The organism is Pseudomonas sp. GW821-FHT09A09 (assembly GCF_059418405.1).
On sequence record NZ_JBWKPU010000013.1, the window covers coordinates 150,137 to 168,350 of the forward strand.

The window sequence follows — 18,214 nt, forward strand, 5'->3', positions numbered from 1 at the left end:
TCTGTGAATACATTCAAAATGTGGGAGCTGGCTTGCCTGCGATGAGGCCTTCAGTCACACCGCACAATCACTTCTTCTTGCGCGGCCCAGTATTAAATACCGGCACCTTGCGCACCGGCTTGATCGACGGCTCAGCCGGCGCCACTTCCCCGCTGTCCACCCACTTGCCCAGGTTGCGCTTGCCGCCACCACCGGATGCCTTTGGCTTCTTCGGTTTCTTCGGCTTCTTCACCACCTGGCCACTGGCATCGGTCTCGGGCACGCGGTGCTCCGGCTCGAACTCCGGCTCCATCTTGCGGGTCAGGGTCTGACGGGTCAGCATCTCGATGGCCGACAGCATGTTCACTTCATCGGCACACACCAGGGAGATCGCCTCACCGGTGTTGCCCGCACGGCCGGTACGGCCGATACGGTGGATGTAGTCCTCAGCCACAATCGGCAGGTCAAAGTTGACCACCAGCGGCAGGTCTTCGATATCCAGGCCCCGGGCCGCCACATCGGTGGCCACCAGGATCTGTACGTCACTGGTCTTGAATCGGTCCAGCGCACGCTGGCGAGTGGCCTGCGGTTTGTCGCCATGGATGCCGTCGGCGTTGATGCCCAGGCCTTGCAACTTGTCCACCAGCGCATCCACGCCATTACGGGTCTTGGCGAATACCAGTACTTGCTTCCAGCGGCCTTTGCGCATCAGGTGCACAAACAGTTCCGGCTTGCGCTTCTTGTCAACCGGCACGATCCACTGCTTGACCGTGTTGGCGGCAACGTTGCGCGGGCTGACTTCGATGCTCAGCGGGTCGTTGAGCATCTGCCCGGCCAGCAGGCGGATGTCATCGGAGAAGGTCGCGGAGAACAGCAGGGTCTGGCGCTTTTTCGGCAGCATGCGGTAGATGTTCGCCAGCTCTTCGGAGAAGCCCAGGTCGAGCATGCGGTCGGCTTCGTCCAGCACCAGGGTTTGCAGCTGGTTGAGTTTCAGCGCGTTCTGGCGGAACAGGTCGATCAAGCGGCCAGGGGTGGCCACCAGCACATCAACACCTTTGCGCAGCTTCATCATCTGCGGGTTGATGCTCACGCCGCCGTACACCGCGTAGGTGGTCAGCGGCAGGTTCTGGGCGTACTCGGCGACGCTGGCGTGAACCTGCTCGGCCAATTCGCGGGTCGGGCACAGGATCAGCGCACGCACCGAGTTGGCGGCGACTTTCGGCCCTTCCAGGGTCAGCAATTGCAGCAGCGGCACGGCGAAACCGGCGGTCTTGCCGGTGCCGGTCTGGGCGGCGGCCATCAGGTCGCGACCGGCCAGCACAGCCGGAATGGCTTGCGCCTGCACCGGCGTCGGGGTCTGGTAGCCAAGCGTCTCAAGGGCGCGCAGCAAGGGTTCGATCAGGCCAAGGGTGGCGAAAGTCATGTGTTTACCGTAGGAAAAATTCAGCGCAAGTCGCAATGGCGCGGAGTTTACCTTATTTCCGGCTTCGGCTTGCGCCACTGGGGCAGACCGATCAGCACCACGGCGCTGATGATCACCAACATCGCCAGGGCTTCTTCCTTGCCGATGGTTTCACCGACAAACACAATCCCGAGCAATACCGCCACCGCCGGGTTCACGTAGGCATAACTGGTCGCCGCCGCAGGGCGCACGTGTTTGAGCAGGTACATGTAGGCATTGAACGCGATGATCGAGCCGAACACCGCAAGGTAAGCCAGGGCCAACCAGCCTTCCAGCGGTGGCACGGCGTGCAGCCGCTCACCGGTCAGGGCACTGCCCACCAGCAGCAAGGCACCGGCGATGATCATCTCGGCCGCGCTGGCCATGGCGCCGGCTGGCAGTGGCAAATGCTTGCTCCACACCGAGCCAAAGGCCCAGGAGGCGGCGGCAAACAGCAACAACATGGCGCCGGTCGGGCTCGACTGCAGGTTGGAGCCCATGTTGAGCATGGCGATGCCGATAATCCCCAGCACCACCCCGGCCCATTCCAGGCGTGTGTTGCGTGCGCCCCAGAAATAGCCGCACAACAAGGTGAACAACGGCACCGTCGCCACCGCCAACGCGGCCACGCCGGAAGCAACGCCCGTGTGCTCGGCCACCGTCACCGCGCCATTGCCGAAGGTCAGCAGCAACACGCCGATCTTGGCCGCGGCCTTCCATTGCACCCAAGTCGGCGCCGGCGCCCCGCGCCAGCGCAAGAAGCCATACATCGCGATCCCGGCCACCAGAAAGCGAATCCCGCCCAGCATCAGCGGCGGCCAGTATTCCACGCCAATGCGGATCACCAGGTAGGTGGATCCCCAAATCACATACAACGCAAAAAAGGCAGCGATCAACGGTAACGGAAAGCGACGTGGGCCAGGCATTGGGCGGCTCTGCGGCAGGGACGGGACGCTTATTCTAGAAAGGTCGGCCGATAAACATAAGTTACAAAACCTGTTTAAAGCGGCCATACACTTTTCAAAACAAGGTTGTGAGGGCTATAAACCACGCTTTCGAAAGCCACGTGCTACTGGAGCCTTCTCATGGACAAATACGACCGCATGCTCCTCAGCGCCCTGCTTGAAGACGGCCGCGCGTCCTACGCGCAACTGGCCCGCACGGTGAACCTCTCCGCCCCCGCCGTCGCCGAACGCGTGGCCAAGCTGGAAGCCAGCGGCGTGATCACCGGCTACCAGGCCAAGGTAGACCTGTCCAAGGTCGGCCTGCCGATTCAATGCGTGATGGAACTGCGCCTGACCAACCACGGTAACCAGAAGGTGTACGACGCCCTGGCTGAGATCCCGGAACTGACCGAATGCCACCGGGTAACAGGCGACCCGTGCGTGATCATGCAGGCGGCGGTGGGCTCGATGCCGGAGCTGGAGAACTTGATCAACCGGGTGGCGAAGTTTGGGTTCAGCAAGACCTCGATCATCTTATCGAGTGCGATAGAACGGCGGGTGCCGCTGGGCCAACTGGAGGGCAAGAATGGTGGTTGAATACAGCACGGTCGTGAGCCTCAGCCACCCGATCACGCCGCGTATCCCGCTGTGGCCAGGGGACCCACCGGTGCAGTTCACAGACATTGCCTCGCTGGAACAGGACGGCTATTTCCTGCGGCGCTTCAGCATGGGCGAACACAGCGCCACCCACATGAACGCGCCGAACAGTTTCTATGCCGATGGAATGGGCATTGATGGCTACGCGCCGCAAGACCTGGTGCGGCCTGCGGTGGTGATTGATGTGCGCGCCCGTTGCACGGCGGACTACGAGATCAGCGTGCAAGACATTCAAGACTGGGAGCGCCAGCACGGCACCATCGAGCCGGGCTGTGTGGTGCTGATGTACACCGGTTGGCAGCACCTGTGGAATGACCCCACTGCGTTCTTCGGGCAGGATGCCCAAGGCTCTCATTTTCCCGGGATTGGCGAGGCCGCGATTGTGTTTTTGCTTTCACAACGCCAGGTCGCCGGGGTGGGTATCGATACCCATGGAGTCGATCCGGGGCAAAGCACCACCTTCGCGACAAACCATGCGGTGCTGGCGGGGAACGGGATTGTGTTGGAGTGCCTGACAAACCTTGATCGGTTGCCGGCCAAGGGCTCGACGGTGGTGGTCGGCGTTTTGGCGCTGGAAGGCGGGTCGGGGTCGCCGGTTTCGGTCATGGCGTTGATTCCCTGAGTACTTCGCCGCTCGGGCTGACGCCATCGCAGGCAAGCCAGCTCCCACAGTTGACCGAGTCGCCAGGGCTGGATGCAATCTCCTGTAGGAGCCCGGCTTGCCGGCGATGGCGTCAGTTGCGTCACAGCCGATCTGAACGCTGAACAATCAAATCGACAATCTGCTTGAGGGTGGTGATGTGATCCCAATCTGCCTGGGTCGCCTGCAGTTGAAATTGCCACTTGATCTGCATGACAAAGCAGGTCAAATCCTCATCAATAATCTTAAAGTCATGGATAAAATCCGTTTGCTCCGTCACTTGGCTTCGGTCGATAAAGCCAATGATGTCGACGAATAGCTGAATCACCTTTTCGCTGATATCGGCTCTGGTCTGACTACCTTCCATTGCTCGCTTCATAGGCACATTTACCAATACTGATCAGATCAAAAACAGCCAATCCCGCAGCAACGAAGGGAATGCCTCGCCCAATAATGCCAAATACCCGCACGGTGCCAAACGTTGCTTTTGCCATCCTGGCCATCGTCGGCTGCCTGATCAGTGTACGAGGAAAAAAGCGCATCCCGATAAGACTTGCCAGGTTCGTGGTTTTACTGGAACCCGCGTGAACCCAAGTGCCCACAGCAATTTTGCTGATGGGTATGCCGGCCGCGCCAGTGATGACCGTCGCCGCCGTCAAACCGTAGTGTTGCTGTGTGCATTTCCAGAGCTCATCAAGCGTGGTGTTCGGAACTGCGGAATCAGCGTGAATGGGTCGAAGTAGCTGATAATTGGCGCCGTTGATAACACCTGGAGCGTTATGCAAAACCATAGCAGCTGGGCAGCTTGTCATCGTGTTTCCCAAATGAAACGCCATGCTTGAACTTGAACCGAGATTGATGCCATTGCGTTCAAGTTCGAACTGGCTTCGCATGATTGCTGTATGGAGGTCGCTTTCCTGCATGACGTCGTCCCTGTACGTAAATGACAGACGTGATGGTAGGTCGCCGCGATGTGCAATTGAGGGATGGCGGGCAAAAGCAGAAAGGTCTGACGAGGCAGCAGGGCTTGGCCTACTGACTATTCAGAAAGCAGTTAAAAGCCCACATAAACAGCTGATGTTTTGATGGCCAGCAAGACCGATCCCTTTCATTTGCGGGACCTTTCCTAGAGAATTCCACGGCCTTGTTTCCGTCGGATTCGGTAGCTAGTCTCGCCCAGTCATCGATTGTTCGGTGATCGGACGTGCAAGTCCGACTCGCAAAGGTGCACCAGCGCCCTACATCTAAATGCCCATTTTTTTGGTTGGCGTTTATCTGCAATGGCGGCTGTGCGCTGGAGACCCTTGGGTCTGCCGGGTTACCTTTGCCCCGGTCTTGCACACCTGCGTACAGCTGCCACCCTCATTCGCGTGCAAGCGGACGATGTTGGCTTCTTTCCCCAAAGGAGCTCCACCATGGTCAAAATCACCCCCGATCCACCCAGTTTCCTCAGCGAAGACGCCCTGCTCAATCGCCGAGCCATCGACTACTACCTCAAAGCGTCCGCCCCGGATGCCCCTACCTTTACCCTGAATGACAACCTGAGCTTCGAAGATGCCCTGGCCCATGCGGCAGATTTGCTGCATTGCGCGGTGGAGACGGTGCAGGCGTCGGGTGAGGTGCTGAGCGTGCAGCTACGGGCGGTGATGCATTTGGTGGGGATGGCGAAGGGGGTGGTGAATCGGGCTTTGGACTGTGTGCAGCCTCGGTAGGAATGTTGGCTGAACGGGCGCCATCGCAGGCAAGCCAGCTCCCACAGTTGACCGAGTCGCCAGGGCTGGATGCAATCTCCTGTAGGAGCCCGGCTTGCCGGCGATGGCGGGTTCAGACCCCGCGATGTTTCTTCAGGTGTTCGGTGATCTTGGCGGCCGGTACTTTCTGCAAGCTGCACAGCAGGTCGTGGGACAGTTCGCGCAAACCGTGCGTTCCGCGCAGTTCCTGGGCCAGGTGGGCGGTGAGGTTGGCGGCCATCTCCGCATCCGCCATCGCCCGGTGAGCCTTGCCGGTGTGGGGCAGTTGGGCGAATGAGGTCAGGGTGCCGAGTTTGTGGTTGGGCGCCGACGGCATCAGGCGGCGGGCCAGCAGCAAGGAGCAGGCAAACTTTTGCAGGCGGGTGCGGCGGATCAGGCCCAGCTCAAAGTCCCAGAACTTCTGGTCGAACGCGGCGTTGTGGGCCAGCAGCGGCGTGGTGCCGACGAATTCGTTGACCTCGTTCATCACCCGCTCGGCCGGTGGCGCGCTGCGCAGCATGGCGTTGCTGATGCCGGTGAGTTGCTCGATAAAACCCGGTACGCGCACGCCGGCATTCATCAGGCTCTGGTAGCGGTCCACGATCTGGCCACGCTCGAGGATGACCACCGCGATTTCCGTGGCCCGGCAGTGGCTGCTGGGGGTGATGCCGGTGGTTTCAAAGTCGATGACCGCTATACGTTCCAAACCTGTTCCAACTCCGTCTAACTGTTTATTTGAGCAGCAACGCGCCTTCGATCGGCACGTAGCGGCTGGCGGCGCGTATCAACGAATTGGCGGTCAGCCCCGGCACACCGTAGGCTACGGCTTCGACGCCATGCTTGTGGATGATGCGGTCGAGCAGCATGTCGAAATCGCCGTCACCGGAGGCCAGCACGATTTCGTCGACGTGGTCGGCGGCGTCCATGATGTCGATGGTGATGCCCACGTCCCAGTCGCCCTTGGCCGAGCCGTCGCTGCGCTGGATGTAGGGCTTGAGTTTTACCGTGAAGCCCAGGTTGCGCAGGATCTGCTGGAATTGCTGCTGCTTACTGTCGCCACGGTCGATGGCATACGCGTACGCCTCGACGATCTGCCCGCGCGCGCTGATGTCAGCCCACAGCGCCGCATAGTTGAAGTGGCAGCCATACGCCTGGCGCACGGTGTAATAGAGGTTTTGTACATCGGCGAACACTGCAATTTTCTTCACCGCACTTCCCCATGGCTGCCGCGTGGACCTCGAAGACGAAGGTCCGCAAAGGCGCCAGTATGCCAGCCACGGGAAAGTTTCAGCGAAAAATCAGCCCGGGGCGACGAAGCGCACCGGGCTTGGGTGGGTCAGACGAAGGAGTCGTCGTCGCCGAAGGAGGAAGAGTCGTCGGAGTAATCGTTGTCGGCGAAGCTGTCGCTGTTGTTGCTGCCCCAGCTGTCATTGCCACCAGCAAAGCGCTGGTCATCGTTACCCCAGCCGCCCTGATCGCTGGCCGGTGCCGGTTGTTCGATGATTTCTTCCACCACCTGCGGTTGCTGGTTGTGGTGAAACAGGCTGCTGATACCTTCGGCCAACATCACACCACCGGCCACGCCAGCAGCGGTTTTCAACGCGCCACCCAGGAAACCGCTGCCGATGGGAGCGGCCGGGGCTTGTTGTGGCTGTTGGTAGTTCTGTTGCGGCGCACCGTAGTTCTGCTGCGGCGCGGGCTGGCCAAACGAAGGCCGTGCCGGTTCGCGCCAGCCGCCACCCGAAGACGCCGGGGCACTCTGGGCCGGTTGCGGGTCGCGGGAACCGCCACCAAAGATGCTCGACAGGAAACCACCGCTGCTCGGCGCAGGCTGTGCGGCCTGGGAACGGGCCTGTTGCAACTCATCCTGCAATTGCTGGATCTGTTGCGCCTGCTGCTTGTTCTGCGCGTCGAGGCTCTTGATCGCGTGTTCTTGCACCAGGATCGACTGGGTCATGTAGTACCCGGCCGCTGGTTGGCGAGTCATGTGCTCCTTGATCCGCGCTTCGGCCAGGGCGTCGCGGGGGGCTGAATCCGTTTCGGCTTGCTGCAACCGTGAAAACAGTCCATCGATCAGGGTTTGCTCTTCGCTGTTCATGGCGACCTCGTTAGATTGCCGGTAGAAATCATGGGCCTGCCTGTGATCAGGCAAGCTACGCCTCTAGTTATGGGGCTGTTACCAGACGTTTCAATGGTCTTTACGCAAGGTTTACGTTTGCTTACCGCCAGCCCTGATCGGTTAAAGTGTGGGCCTTGCTTTCAGGCCTGTGATGAACCCGATGAATCCGTTAGACGTACTGCGCGACTCCCTTCGTTTTACCCGAGGCAATTTGGGCGCCATCGTCCAGCTGTGCCTGCCGCTGGTGATCCTCGAAGCCCTGCTGCAACAGGTGCTCGACCACACGTTGGGCCCGGACGCCTTCCCCGGCTACAGCGTGGTGGTGGGGTTGCTCGTCTACCCGCTGTACACCGGCGCCTTGATCCTGTTTCTCGACGCCCGCACCCGTGGCGAGTCGCCGCGCACAAAGGACGTATGGGCCATGGCCCTGACGCTGTGGCCGCGTTTCGCCCTGCTCACCGCCATGAGCACCCTGCTGATCTTGCTTGGCTTGTCGTTGTATTTCCTGCCGGGCCTGTGGCTGATGGTGGTGCTGGCATTTGCCGAATACCTGCTGGTGCTGCGCGGCATGCCGGCGCTGGCGGCGATGAAGGAAAGTTTTCGCCTGACCCGTGGGCATTTCTGGCGAATCCTGGTGTGCCTGCTGTGCGTGATGACGCCGCTGTGGCTGCTCAAGGGCGCGAGCGTGGCGGCTTATCCCGAGCCGGCGCCGCTGCTGGGCGTATTGATCGACAGCGCCCACAGCTTCCTGCAACTGTTTACCAGCGTGGTGCTGTTCCGTTTATTCATGCTGATCGGTGGCGATGCCGACGCGCGGTGATATGCTCCGTGGCACTTTCCAAACGCTATAAGCCGAGCCGATGACCCGTTTATTGCGCATAACCTTGCTGGGCCTATTGCTTATCGCCGGCCTGCTCGCCGCCATGGTCTACAGCCTGACCTGGCGCCCCGAGCCCAAGCAAACCTTGCCCGTCAGTTGTGTCGCGCCCCGTGCGCCCACCCTGTTGCCCGGGCAGGCGCTCAAGGTCATGACCTGGAATGTGCAATACCTGGCCGGCAAGAACTACGTGTTCTGGTACGACACCGCCGACGGCAGCGGCCCGGACGAACGTCCCACCGTCGAAGACATGGCCGCCAGCCTCGATGAAGTGGCACGGGTGATCCGCGAAGAACAACCCGACATCCTGCTGTTGCAGGAGCTCGACGAAAACGCCAAGCCTTCCCACTATCAGGATCAGGTCACACTGCTCCAGGAGCGCGTGGCCGATCTCTACCCCTGCAGTACCCAAGCGTTCGACTGGAAAGCCGACTTTGTGCCCGACCTGCATATCTTCGGCAGCGTCGGTCGCAAGCTCGTGACCCTGAGCCGCTACCAGATCGAACACGCCGAACGCCTGCAATTGCCGGTGCCAGACGCGAACTTCATCGCCCGTCAGTTCCAACCCAAACCCGCGCTGCTGCTGACCTATCTACCGTTGAGCGACGGCGGCCAACTGGCGGTGCTCAACACCCGCTTCGACGGTGACGCCCCCGGCCGCAGCGCCGTGCAAGAGCAGGTGAAAAGCACCGTCAAACTGTTGGATAAATTCGAAGGCCGGGGCACGCCCTGGTTGATTGGCGGTGATTTCAACGTGCTGCCGCTGGGGCAGTTCCTGCGCCTGGACGCGGGCAAGCGTGGGCAGTATTCGCCGGACAGCGAGCTGCATCTACTGTGGGAAAAGTACCCAATGATCCCGAGCAACAGCCAATCAAGCGGCATCGACCGTGAGAAATGGCTGACGTATTTCCCCAACGACCCTCGCGCCACAGGCCCGGATCGCACGCTGGACTACCTGTTCTACAGCCCGCGCATCAAGCGGGTGGAGGCGAAGGTTCGCCAGGACGATACCTTGCGCATCTCCAACCACCTGCCGGTGATCGCGCGCTTCCTGCTGCCGGCTGCGCAGTAACAGCCCCCACAAAAACCTGTGGGAGCTGGCTTGCCTGCGATAGCGGTGGGTCAGTTGAAGAATATTTCACTGGTCCAACGCTATCGCAGGCAAGCCAGCTCCCACATTTGATCTCCACATGACCTACTTGCGAGGTTTGATCCGCGCAGTCGGCTCGGCAATCAGCGGGTCATCCGGCCAGTAGTGTTTCGGGTACCGCCCCTTCAGGTCCTTCTTCACCTCGGCGTAAGTACTGCGCCAGAAGTTCGCCAGGTCCTGGGTCACCTGCACCGGCCGGCGTGCCGGTGACAGCAGGTGCAGCTTCACCGCCTGGCGCCCGCCGGCAATGCGCGGGGTGTCGGCCAGCCCGAACAACTCTTGCAAGCGCACCGCCAGAATCGGCGGCTGTTCGCTGTAGTCCAGGCGCACCGAAGACCCCGATGGCACCTTCACATGCTGTGGCGCCAGTTCATCCAGGCGTTGAGGCAGCGGCCAGGGCAGCAGGTTGTGCAGGAAACTGGAGATATCCAGGTTGGCGAAATGGCTCAGGCGCGAGACCTTGCCCAGGTAGGGCATCAGCCAATGCTCCAGGCTGGCGAGCAAGGCGTTGTCGCTGAGGTCGGGCCATTCGCTGGTTTTTCCGGCGTCCAGTTGGCGCAGGAGCATGACGCGGGCCTGCCATTGACGCAGCTCGGACGTCCACGGCAGCAGTTCCAGGCCTTTGCGACGTACGAGGTTGACCAATGCCTGGCTGCGTGCGGACTCATCAAGGCCGGTCAACGGCTCGCGGCTGAGCACCAGTTCGCCGACTTTGCGCTGGCGCTCGGCACGTAGCACGCCTTCGCGCTCATCCCAATCCAGTTGGTCGACCGTGCGCACTTGCTCGGCAAGCACCGTGTCGAACAGCGCCGGGTCGAAATCCGCCGCCAGGTAGATGCGTTCTTCGCGCTGGCCCTGACGGCTGCCGAGGTCGGCGATCACCAGCCAAGGCTGTTTCATCAAGCTGTCGGCCTCGGCGAACAGCGCCGCACGGCCATTGGCCAGGCGGTATTCGGCACCACCCGGGCGGCGTTGCTGCGCGACGCGGTCCGGATAAGCCAGCGCCAGCAAGGCGCCGAGCCAACGTGGGTGGTCGGGGTCGGTCACCGGCTGCGTGGCCTGGTCTCGCAGGTAACCGCGATATTGCCGCGCCAGTTGCTTGGCCCGCTGCACGCCACCGCCTGTGCCCCGCGCTCGTTCCTCGCCAGATAACAGTGCCAGGCGGCTGTGCAGGTCCGCGCCGCCACCGCGCAAGATATCGCGCTCACCCAACAAGGCCGCGACATCACAGGCCGTCGCCGCCAGCCCCAGGTCCTGCCCGCGCAGCAGCAGATGGGCGATGCGCGGATGGGCCGGCAGCTCGGCCATTTTCTGGCCATGGGCGGTCAGCTTGTCTTCATTCAATGCGCCGAGGCGCACCAGCAAGTCCTGGGCCTGGGCATAAGCCGCGGCCGGGGGCACATCCAGCCACACCAGTTGAGTGGGCGTGACGCCCCAACGCGCCAGCTGCAAGGCCAGGCCGGCCAGGTCGGCGGCGAGGATTTCCGCGCTGCTGTAGGCGGCCAGGCCTTCGTGCTGGTCCTCGGACCACAACCGGTAACACACCCCCGGCTCCAAACGCCCTGCCCGACCGGCCCGTTGGGTGGCGCTGGCGCGGGAGATGCGCTGGGTGTCGAGGCGGGTCATGCCGCTGCCCGGGTCGAAGCGCGGCACCCGCGCCAGCCCGGCATCGATCACCACGCGCACGCCGTTGATGGTGAGGCTGGTCTCGGCAATGTTGGTGGCCAGCACCACTTTGCGTTTACCCGCAGAGGCCGGGTCGATAGCGGCGCGCTGCGCGTTGAGGTCCAGTTCACCGTGCAGTGGGCACAGGAGCACATCCGGGCGATCACCCAAGGCGTCGGCCAGTTGCTGATTGACCCGGCGAATCTCGGCCTGGCCCGGCAGGAACACCAGAATGCTGCCGGTCTCGTCGTGCACAGCCTCAAGAATGGTCTGCACCACACGCGGCTCGATGAATTCACCCGCCTGGTACGGCCGCCCCCAGCGCATCTGCACCGGGAACATGCGCCCTTCGCTGCGCAGGATCGGTGCATTGTCCAGCAGGCCAGCCAGGCGCTCGCCTTCGAGGGTCGCGGACATCAGCAGAATTTTCAGCGGTTGCTCATCGCGAAACAGGTCGCGGCCGTTGAGGCTCAAGGCCAGCGCCAGGTCAGCGTCGAGGCTGCGCTCGTGGAATTCGTCGAAGATCAGCAACCCCACGCCCTCCAGCGCCGGGTCATCCTGCAGGCGGCGGGTGAGGATGCCTTCGGTGACCACTTCGATGCGGGTGTTGGGGCCGACTTTGCTGTCCAGACGAATGCGATAGCCGACGGTTTCACCCACCTTTTCGCCCAGCTCACTGGCCAGGCGTTCGGCGGCAGCACGCGCAGCCAGGCGGCGGGGTTCGAGCATCAGGATGGTCTGCCCGGCCAGCCACGGCTCGTTCAACAACGCCAAGGGCACACGGGTGGTTTTACCGGCGCCGGGGGGCGCTTCCAGCACGGCTTCATGGCGATTCGCCAAGGCGTCACGCAGGGCGGGTAAAACATCATCGATCGGCAACGAATTCATACTGGCTCCAAAGCAGAGCGGCGAGTATAACGGCGAACTGCCTGAGGTCGGTGGCGGTCTCAAAAACACCGCCCGATTGGCTTGGCAACACGGTTAAATGTGGGAGCTGGCTTATAGTTTCGTATTAACAGTGTCCAGGAGAGTCTCCATGCGTATCGCTTCCCGCATCATCGGCGGTGTCCTCACCGTCACCTTGCTGAGCCAGTTGACGGCCTGCGGCTCGATCTTCTTCCCCGACCGCCGTGGCCAGATCGACGGCAAGATCGACCCCACCGTAGCCGTGCTCGATGCCATCGGCTTGCTGTTCTATGTGATCCCGGGTCTGATCGCGTTTGGTGTGGACTTCGCCACCGGCGCCATCTATTTCGAGCCGGGCAAGACCGCCCAGGTGGCTCCGGAAAAACTCCACGAAGCCATCGGCGCCGACGGCAAGGTCGACAACGCCAAGCTGCAAACCATCATCCAGAAAGAAACCGGCCACCGCCTGCCGCTGGACGACCCGCGCATGATCCAGTTCAAGGGCAGCGTGCAGCAACTCGCCTCCCTGGGCCTGAAACCCGCCGCCTAAGGATTCGACCCGCCTATGACCAGCAGCCCCGAACACGCCCGGCTTTTGCGCCTGGCGACGCGCGCCTCGGTGGGCGTGGCCTGTGCGCTGATTATCACCAAGGCCATCGCCTGGTGGCTCAGCGGCTCGGTGAGCATGCTCGCCGGGTTGACCGACTCACTGCTGGACGGCGTGACTTCGCTGCTGAATTTGCTGGCGGTGCATTACGCGCTGCGCCCGGCCGATGACGATCACCGTTATGGGCATGGCAAGGCGGAATCGCTGTCGGGCATGGCCCAGGCGCTGTTCATCGCCGGCAGTGCGGTGCTGATCGCCTTCCAGGCCTATCAACGTTTGCAGCACCCGGAGCCCGTCGGTGCGCCGTGGTTGAGCATCGGGGTAATCGTGTTTTCCCTGGTGATGACCGTGGCGTTGCTGATGCTGCAACACCGAGTGATCCGCGAAACCGGCTCCAACGCGGTGCGGGCTGACTCGCTGCATTACCGCTCCGACCTGATGCTCAACGGCAGCATCCTGGTGGCGTTGGTGCTGGCCGGTTTCGGTTTTCATCAAGTGGATGCCTGGTTCGGCCTAGGGATCGCGGCCTACATCCTGTGGAGTGCCATCCAGATTGCCCGGGAAAGCTTCGCGGTGTTGATGGATGAGGAACTGCCGCCCGATGTGAGCCAGCATATGTTGGAACTGGCCCGTGGCGTTCCGGGGGTGTTGGGCGCGCATGACCTGCGCACGCGGATTTCCGGCAGCCACTGGTTTGTGCAACTGCACCTGGAGTTGCCGGGGGAATTGACGCTGTCAGTCGCCCATGGCATCAGCGACCAGGCCGCCGACGCCATTCACAAAGCCTACCCGCGTGCCGAAGTGCTGGTGCACGCCGACCCGCGGGAGGTGGTCACGGGCAACAAGGCCTAGTACTGCACCTGATACCCGCGACTGCTCAGGCAGTTGCCCTGGGCCTGGCGGTAGGTTTGCACCACCGCAGGGTCCGGGGCGTAGGTCACTGCCTGCGGATCGAACCCACTTTGCTGCACCGCCCAGCGATAACAGTCGTAGCCGTCCTGCTGCACCTGGGCCGGTGATTGGCCATTGGTGGGATAGGCGATAACGTCATAGCCATTGCCCTGGGGCGCAGGCGGCTGTGCGGGCGGTTGCACCACCACGTACTGCTGCGAGCTGGTTTCGTAGGTGTAATAGGCACCGGCAGCGACGAAGAACAGCGCACTGCCCACCCACACTTCCCGAGCATAATCCGGCAGGTATTGCACGCGGATGCCGTAAGGCGGCGTCACCACCACATAACGCGGGCCTTGGGGACGGTACCAGTAGCCACCGGAGAAGAAGTAATCCTGGCCACGGTACGGCACGCGGTAGTTGCGGTCGGTGAAGCGGTCGACGGTGTACCCCGGGCGATACTGCGGCCCCGGGCCCCAACCATTGCCGTGGCCATCCGGGCGGCCCGGCCAGCGAACGTCATTGGGGTGGCCGTTGAAACCGCCGCCCGGGCGCGGGCCTGGGGCGTTGCCGCCTTGCCAATGCGGGTTGCCGTCGTTGCGGCGTGGGATGTCCTGGTAGTAACCCTGGCGCGGTTCCTGGGTTTGACGCACGGTATCCGGGCGTCCCTGGATCGGCAGGTTGTTGGCCGGTTGGGCCGGTTGCGGCGCAGGCCGAGGCTGTTCAGCACCTTGCGGGCGCCCTTGCCATTGCCCACCGCCACGCTGCTCGCCACGATCGAAGTGCTCGTTCTGCGGGCGTGGCGGGTTATTTTCGAAATGTTGATTCTGCGGACGCGGCTGATTGTTTTCAGGCCGCGGTTGAGGGTTCTGAGGGCGCGGCTGATTATTCTCAGGTCGCGGTTGGTTGTTCTGCGGTCGCGGCGGTTCGTTGCCTTGCCGCCCGCCTTCGGGCCCTCGTTCATGCTGGCCACCGCCTTCTGAGCGTGGGTCGTCGGCCATCACTTGCGTGCCGACGCTGATCATCAGCAAACCTACACCTGCCATACGCCAGATGCGCTTCATGCTATTCCTCACTGCGGATTAGGGCCTAGAGTGTCCGGCCTCATACCATGAGACTGGAAAAGCCTCACCCGGTTCTAAGACAGGTTATCAGTCACGAGAACAATTTTCTGAAGGCAAAGAAAAAGGGGTGACCCGTCGGCCACCCCTTGAGAATTTCGTCCTGGCTCAACGCTTTTGACGTTGGCTCACCTCACGCCGTCTTGTGGACAGTGTGCAGCCTGGAGGCCGGCTCAACCCTGCTGGGGTGGCGGCCGCAGCGGGCCTGATTGGGCGGGCTGCAGTGGACTGTTGTCCAGGCGGTGATTCTGTTGATAACGATACCCGCGAGTGCCCGGCAGATGATTGCGAAGATTGCGTCAATAAACAGTGCTTGCGCAATTTTTAACCCTTCATGGATAATTCACCGCAATAGTTACGACAAAGGCCAACCCAATGAGCAAGCTTGACCGATACGACCTGAGTATTTTGGCGGAATTGCAGCGCGACGCGAGGATCTCCAACCAGGAGTTGGCCGAGCGTATCGGCCTGTCGCCATCGCCCTGCTCACGCCGGGTCAAGCAGTTGGAAGACGACGGCTACATCGCCCGCCAGGTCGCGCTGCTCGACCGCAAGATGCTCGGCTTGAGCCTCACGGCTTATGTACTGATCGGCATGGACCGCCACACGCCCGAGCGTTTCGAGAACTTCGAAGCCGCCATCCGCACCCTGCCTCAGGTACTGGAATGCAGTTTGGTCACCGGGATGGATGCCGACTACCAGTTGAAAGTCGTGGTGCCGGACATGGACCACTATCAAAAGCTGCTGCTGGGCCACCTGACCCGCATTGAAGGCGTGACCAGCGTGCGCTCCAGCTTTGTGCTGAACCAGGTGCTCAACAGCACCGAGTTGCCGCTGACCCACCTGCGCACATAACAAATGTGGGAGCTGGCTTGCCTGCGATGCAGGCGGCTCGGTGTATCAGCCTATCCGAGGTGATGCAATCGCAGGCAAGCCAGCTCCCACATTGACCGCGCCACGACGCAGGTCAATATTGTGTCTGTAACACTGCCGTATACTTTCCCGCCTGCCTTGTCGGAAAAATTCCCGCATGAACAACATCGACCCCGCCCTGTTTGAAGAATGGATGATGACCGGCCTAGTCACCATCCTGATCATTTTCATGGGCTTTATCGTCTGGGACCTGGCGAAGAAGTCCAAGGCCGGGCGCTTTGGTTCTTTCATCCTGTTCTTCGTGCTGGGGCTGGGCGTGGCGGCGTTCATCATCAAGAGCGTGGTGATCGGCCTGATCGAATCCGGCGCTTTATAAGCGCGCCGGCACTTCCTTCCACTGGCCCTGATCCAGGCCGTCGATCGACCAGTCACCGATACGCACCCGCACCAGGCGCAACGTAGGCAAACCCACGGCAGCGGTCATGCGCCGAACCTGGCGGTTGCGCCCTTCCCGAATCACCAGCTCCAACCAATGGGTGGGCACGCTTTTGCGAAAGCGCACCGGCGGGTTGCGCGGCCATAGCTCAGGCTCATCCAACTGCCGAGCTTCGGCGGGCAAGGTCATACCGTCGTTAAGCTCCACGCCCTCGCGCAGGCGTTGCAGTTGTTCCTCCGTCGGCTCGCCTTCCACCTGCACCCAGTAGGTTTTCGCCAGCTTGTGCTTGGGATCGGCAATGCGCGCCTGCAGCTGGCCATCATTGGTCAGCAGCAACAAGCCTTCGCTGTCGCGGTCCAGGCGACCGGCCGGGTAGATGCCGGGGATGTTGATGAAGTCCTTGAGTGTCGCGCGCCCGCCTTCGTCGCTGAACTGGGTCAGCACGTCGAACGGCTTATTGAACAGGATCAATTTGGGCTCGGCCGGTGGCGCCTTGGCGACACGGCGTGCAGCGGAATACGGAGGTTTCACGCCAGGGCGGCGCGAATCGGGACGAGTGGGACGGGACATGGCTTCGGTACATCTAACGGTCAGGACCGACAATGCTAGTGGCCTGACCGTTAAATGACCATCCCGACTAGCGGAACGGCGGCTCGTCGAAGCTGCGCAGTTTGCGCGAGTGCAACGAGTTGAGTTCGGTGCGCAGCAGATCTACCGCCTCGATGCCGATCTTCAAGTGCTGGCTCACCGCACGCTCATAGAACGCGTTGGCCGAGCCCGGCAGCTTGATCTCGCTGTGCAGCGGTTTGTCCGAGACGCACAGCAACGTGCCGTACGGCACCCGCAGGCGATAGCCCTGGGCGGCGATGGTGCCGCTTTCCATGTCCACGGCCACGGCGCGCGACAGGTTGATCAGCGGACGCTCCTGGGCCCAGCGCAGTTCCCAGTTGCGGTCGTCGTAGGTCAACACGGTGCCGGTGCGCAGGCGTTTTTTCAGCTCTTCGCCCTTTTCGCCGGTGACGTTGGCCGCCGCCTGCTGCAAGGCCAGCTGCACTTCGGCCAGGGCCGGGATCGGGATGTTCGGCGGCACCACGCGGTCGAGAATCCCGTCGCGGCGCATGTAGGCGTGGGCCAGCACGTAGTCGCCGATGGTCTGGGATTGGCGCAGGCCGCCGCAGTGGCCGATCATCAGCCAGCAATGCGGACGCAGCACCGCCAAGTGGTCGGTGATGTTCTTGGCGTTGGACGGGCCGACGCCGATGTTCACCAGGGTCACGCCATGGCCATCGCTGGCCTGCAGGTGGTAGGCCGGCATCTGGTAACGGTGCCAGACCACGCCCGCCGCGATGGCAGAGGCTTCGCCATGGTCCATGGACTTGTCGATCACCACGTTGCCCGGCAGCACCATGCGGATAAAGCGCGGGTCGCTGCGCAGTTGTTCCAGGCCATGCAGGATGAACTGGTCAACGTAGCGGTGGTAGTTGGTCAACAGGATCCACGGCTGCACATGGCGCCAGTCGCTGCCGGTGTAGTGCACCAGGCGGCGCAGGGAGAAGTCCACGCGGGCCGCATCGAACAGCGCCAAGGGCAGCGGGTCGGTGTTTTCCCAGTCGTAGAGGCCATCGGCGATGCCATCGGTGGCCGCCGACAGGTCGGTGCTCGGAAACACACGGGCCAGGGTCGCTGCGGTCACGCCGGAGCCGGCCAGCTCGTCGCCCTGCTCCACCACGTACGGGTAGGGAATGTTCTGTTCGCTGACGCCCACTTCCACCGTCACGGTGAAGTCGTGCATCAGCGGCACCAGTTGCTCCAGCAAGTATTTACGAAACGCGCCGGGATGAGTGACGGTGACGCTGTAGGTCCCCGGCAACTGGACCTTGGCATACGCCCGGGTCGTCTGTGGGACTTCGCCGTGGCAGTGGTAGGTCAGGCGCAGTTCCGGGTAGCGAAACAGCGCACGTTGTTCGGCGTCGGGCTCGACGCGGTCTTTGAGGTATCGCTTGAGGGCTTGGTTAAGCGCGCCGGTAGCACGCTCATGCAGAGCCGCCAGCCGATCCACGGCTTCCTCGGCGGTTTGAACGACAACAAAAGCTTCGGTCACGGTAAGCATCCTGTGTTCTGACGTGCAGGCCTTCATCTTGCCTGTATCCCAGCTTCACCGAAACACCGGCGTTGGAA

At 62.1% G+C, this 18,214-nt stretch carries 20 protein-coding genes; 9 read left to right on the forward strand and 11 right to left on the reverse strand.

What is annotated here, in order from left to right:
- Positions 1-67: 67 nt before the first annotated feature.
- Positions 68-1,402 (reverse strand): RNA helicase RhlE1, encoded by a 1,335-nt coding sequence (gene rhlE1, locus AC07OV_RS14085; protein ID WP_176998497.1) that lies wholly within the window; start codon positions 1,400-1,402, stop codon positions 68-70.
- 47 nt (positions 1,403-1,449) lie between these two features.
- On the reverse strand, positions 1,450-2,346 hold the full coding sequence (gene yedA / locus AC07OV_RS14090) for a drug/metabolite exporter YedA (RefSeq protein ID WP_494998330.1): 897 nt from the start codon (positions 2,344-2,346) through the stop codon (positions 1,450-1,452).
- 159 nt (positions 2,347-2,505) lie between these two features.
- Between yedA and AC07OV_RS14095 the strand changes: the two genes are divergently transcribed.
- The gene (locus tag AC07OV_RS14095; protein ID WP_178919439.1) at positions 2,506-2,961 is read left to right on the forward strand and encodes an Lrp/AsnC family transcriptional regulator; all 456 of its coding nucleotides are present in this window, start codon (positions 2,506-2,508) and stop codon (positions 2,959-2,961) included.
- Positions 2,951-3,643: a cyclase family protein gene (locus AC07OV_RS14100; RefSeq protein WP_495092432.1), complete on the forward strand. Its 693-nt coding sequence runs from the start codon at positions 2,951-2,953 to the stop codon at positions 3,641-3,643. Before AC07OV_RS14095 ends, AC07OV_RS14100 begins: the two co-directional genes overlap by 11 nt.
- Positions 3,644-3,764: 121 nt before the next feature.
- Here AC07OV_RS14100 and AC07OV_RS14105 read toward each other — a convergent pair whose 3' ends face one another.
- Positions 3,765-4,028: an acyl carrier protein gene (locus AC07OV_RS14105; RefSeq protein WP_494998332.1), complete on the reverse strand. Its 264-nt coding sequence runs from the start codon at positions 4,026-4,028 to the stop codon at positions 3,765-3,767.
- A complete protein-coding gene (locus tag AC07OV_RS14110; RefSeq protein ID WP_494998333.1) occupies positions 4,018-4,584 on the reverse strand; it encodes a hypothetical protein in 567 nt (188 codons plus the stop codon). The genes AC07OV_RS14105 and AC07OV_RS14110 overlap by 11 nt, the downstream gene beginning before the upstream one ends.
- 492 nt (positions 4,585-5,076) lie before the next feature.
- On the opposite strand from AC07OV_RS14110, the gene AC07OV_RS14115 reads away from it, so the two are divergent.
- The gene (locus tag AC07OV_RS14115) at positions 5,077-5,373 is read left to right on the forward strand and encodes a DUF3077 domain-containing protein (protein ID WP_494998334.1); all 297 of its coding nucleotides are present in this window, start codon (positions 5,077-5,079) and stop codon (positions 5,371-5,373) included.
- A gap of 112 nt (positions 5,374-5,485) precedes the next feature.
- Here the strand turns inward: AC07OV_RS14115 and AC07OV_RS14120 are convergent, their stop codons facing one another.
- From AC07OV_RS14120 to AC07OV_RS14130, 3 genes are all read right to left on the reverse strand, one after another.
- The gene (locus tag AC07OV_RS14120; RefSeq protein ID WP_176998501.1) at positions 5,486-6,097 is read right to left on the reverse strand and encodes a 3'-5' exonuclease; all 612 of its coding nucleotides are present in this window, start codon (positions 6,095-6,097) and stop codon (positions 5,486-5,488) included.
- 25 nt (positions 6,098-6,122) lie between these two features.
- Entirely contained in the window at positions 6,123-6,599 is a 477-nt protein-coding gene (locus AC07OV_RS14125; RefSeq protein WP_034117765.1) for a LabA-like NYN domain-containing protein, read from the reverse strand.
- Positions 6,600-6,727: 128 nt separating this feature from the next.
- On the reverse strand, positions 6,728-7,489 hold the full coding sequence (locus AC07OV_RS14130; protein ID WP_495092433.1) for a DUF2076 domain-containing protein: 762 nt from the start codon (positions 7,487-7,489) through the stop codon (positions 6,728-6,730).
- A 181-nt stretch (positions 7,490-7,670) separates the two neighbouring features.
- Here AC07OV_RS14130 and AC07OV_RS14135 point away from each other — a divergent pair, with 181 nt between their 5' ends.
- Together AC07OV_RS14135 and AC07OV_RS14140 are read left to right on the forward strand one after the other, a co-directional pair.
- Positions 7,671-8,330 carry a DUF7847 domain-containing protein gene (locus AC07OV_RS14135; protein WP_494998336.1) on the forward strand — a complete coding sequence of 220 codons (660 nt, stop codon included), beginning with the start codon at positions 7,671-7,673 and terminating at the stop codon, positions 8,328-8,330.
- 40 nt (positions 8,331-8,370) lie between these two features.
- Complete coding sequence (locus AC07OV_RS14140) at positions 8,371-9,459, forward strand: endonuclease/exonuclease/phosphatase family protein (protein WP_495092434.1); 1,089 nt, start codon at positions 8,371-8,373, stop codon at positions 9,457-9,459.
- 123 nt (positions 9,460-9,582) lie between these two features.
- Here the strand turns inward: AC07OV_RS14140 and hrpB are convergent, their stop codons facing one another.
- On the reverse strand, positions 9,583-12,090 hold the full coding sequence (gene hrpB / locus AC07OV_RS14145; RefSeq protein WP_495092435.1) for an ATP-dependent helicase HrpB: 2,508 nt from the start codon (positions 12,088-12,090) through the stop codon (positions 9,583-9,585).
- A 148-nt stretch (positions 12,091-12,238) separates the two neighbouring features.
- Here hrpB and pmcY point away from each other — a divergent pair, with 148 nt between their 5' ends.
- Both pmcY and AC07OV_RS14155 read left to right on the forward strand, forming a co-directional pair.
- A complete protein-coding gene (gene pmcY, locus AC07OV_RS14150; RefSeq protein ID WP_176998507.1) occupies positions 12,239-12,658 on the forward strand; it encodes a periplasmic Zn2+ metallochaperone PmcY in 420 nt (139 codons plus the stop codon).
- Positions 12,659-12,673: 15 nt separating this feature from the next.
- A complete protein-coding gene (locus AC07OV_RS14155) occupies positions 12,674-13,567 on the forward strand; it encodes a cation diffusion facilitator family transporter (RefSeq protein ID WP_494998339.1) in 894 nt (297 codons plus the stop codon).
- Here AC07OV_RS14155 and AC07OV_RS14160 read toward each other — a convergent pair.
- The gene (locus AC07OV_RS14160) at positions 13,564-14,670 is read right to left on the reverse strand and encodes a DUF6515 family protein (protein WP_494998340.1); all 1,107 of its coding nucleotides are present in this window, start codon (positions 14,668-14,670) and stop codon (positions 13,564-13,566) included. The genes AC07OV_RS14155 and AC07OV_RS14160 overlap by 4 nt on opposite strands.
- Positions 14,671-15,102: 432 nt before the next feature.
- Between AC07OV_RS14160 and AC07OV_RS14165 the strand changes: the two genes are divergently transcribed.
- Positions 15,103-15,582 (forward strand): Lrp/AsnC family transcriptional regulator, encoded by a 480-nt coding sequence (locus AC07OV_RS14165; RefSeq protein ID WP_003194418.1) that lies wholly within the window; start codon positions 15,103-15,105, stop codon positions 15,580-15,582.
- Positions 15,583-15,766: 184 nt separating this feature from the next.
- Positions 15,767-15,976 carry a DUF2788 domain-containing protein gene (locus AC07OV_RS14170; protein ID WP_025999909.1) on the forward strand — a complete coding sequence of 70 codons (210 nt, stop codon included), beginning with the start codon at positions 15,767-15,769 and terminating at the stop codon, positions 15,974-15,976.
- Here the strand turns inward: AC07OV_RS14170 and AC07OV_RS14175 are convergent.
- Positions 15,971-16,606 (reverse strand): pseudouridine synthase, encoded by a 636-nt coding sequence (locus tag AC07OV_RS14175; RefSeq protein ID WP_495092436.1) that lies wholly within the window; start codon positions 16,604-16,606, stop codon positions 15,971-15,973. The genes AC07OV_RS14170 and AC07OV_RS14175 overlap by 6 nt on opposite strands.
- 67 nt (positions 16,607-16,673) lie before the next feature.
- Positions 16,674-18,173, reverse strand: coding sequence for an AMP nucleosidase (gene amn / locus AC07OV_RS14180; protein WP_176998510.1), 1,500 nt, complete (start codon positions 18,171-18,173; stop codon positions 16,674-16,676).
- Between the last annotated feature and the right edge of the window lie 41 nt (positions 18,174-18,214).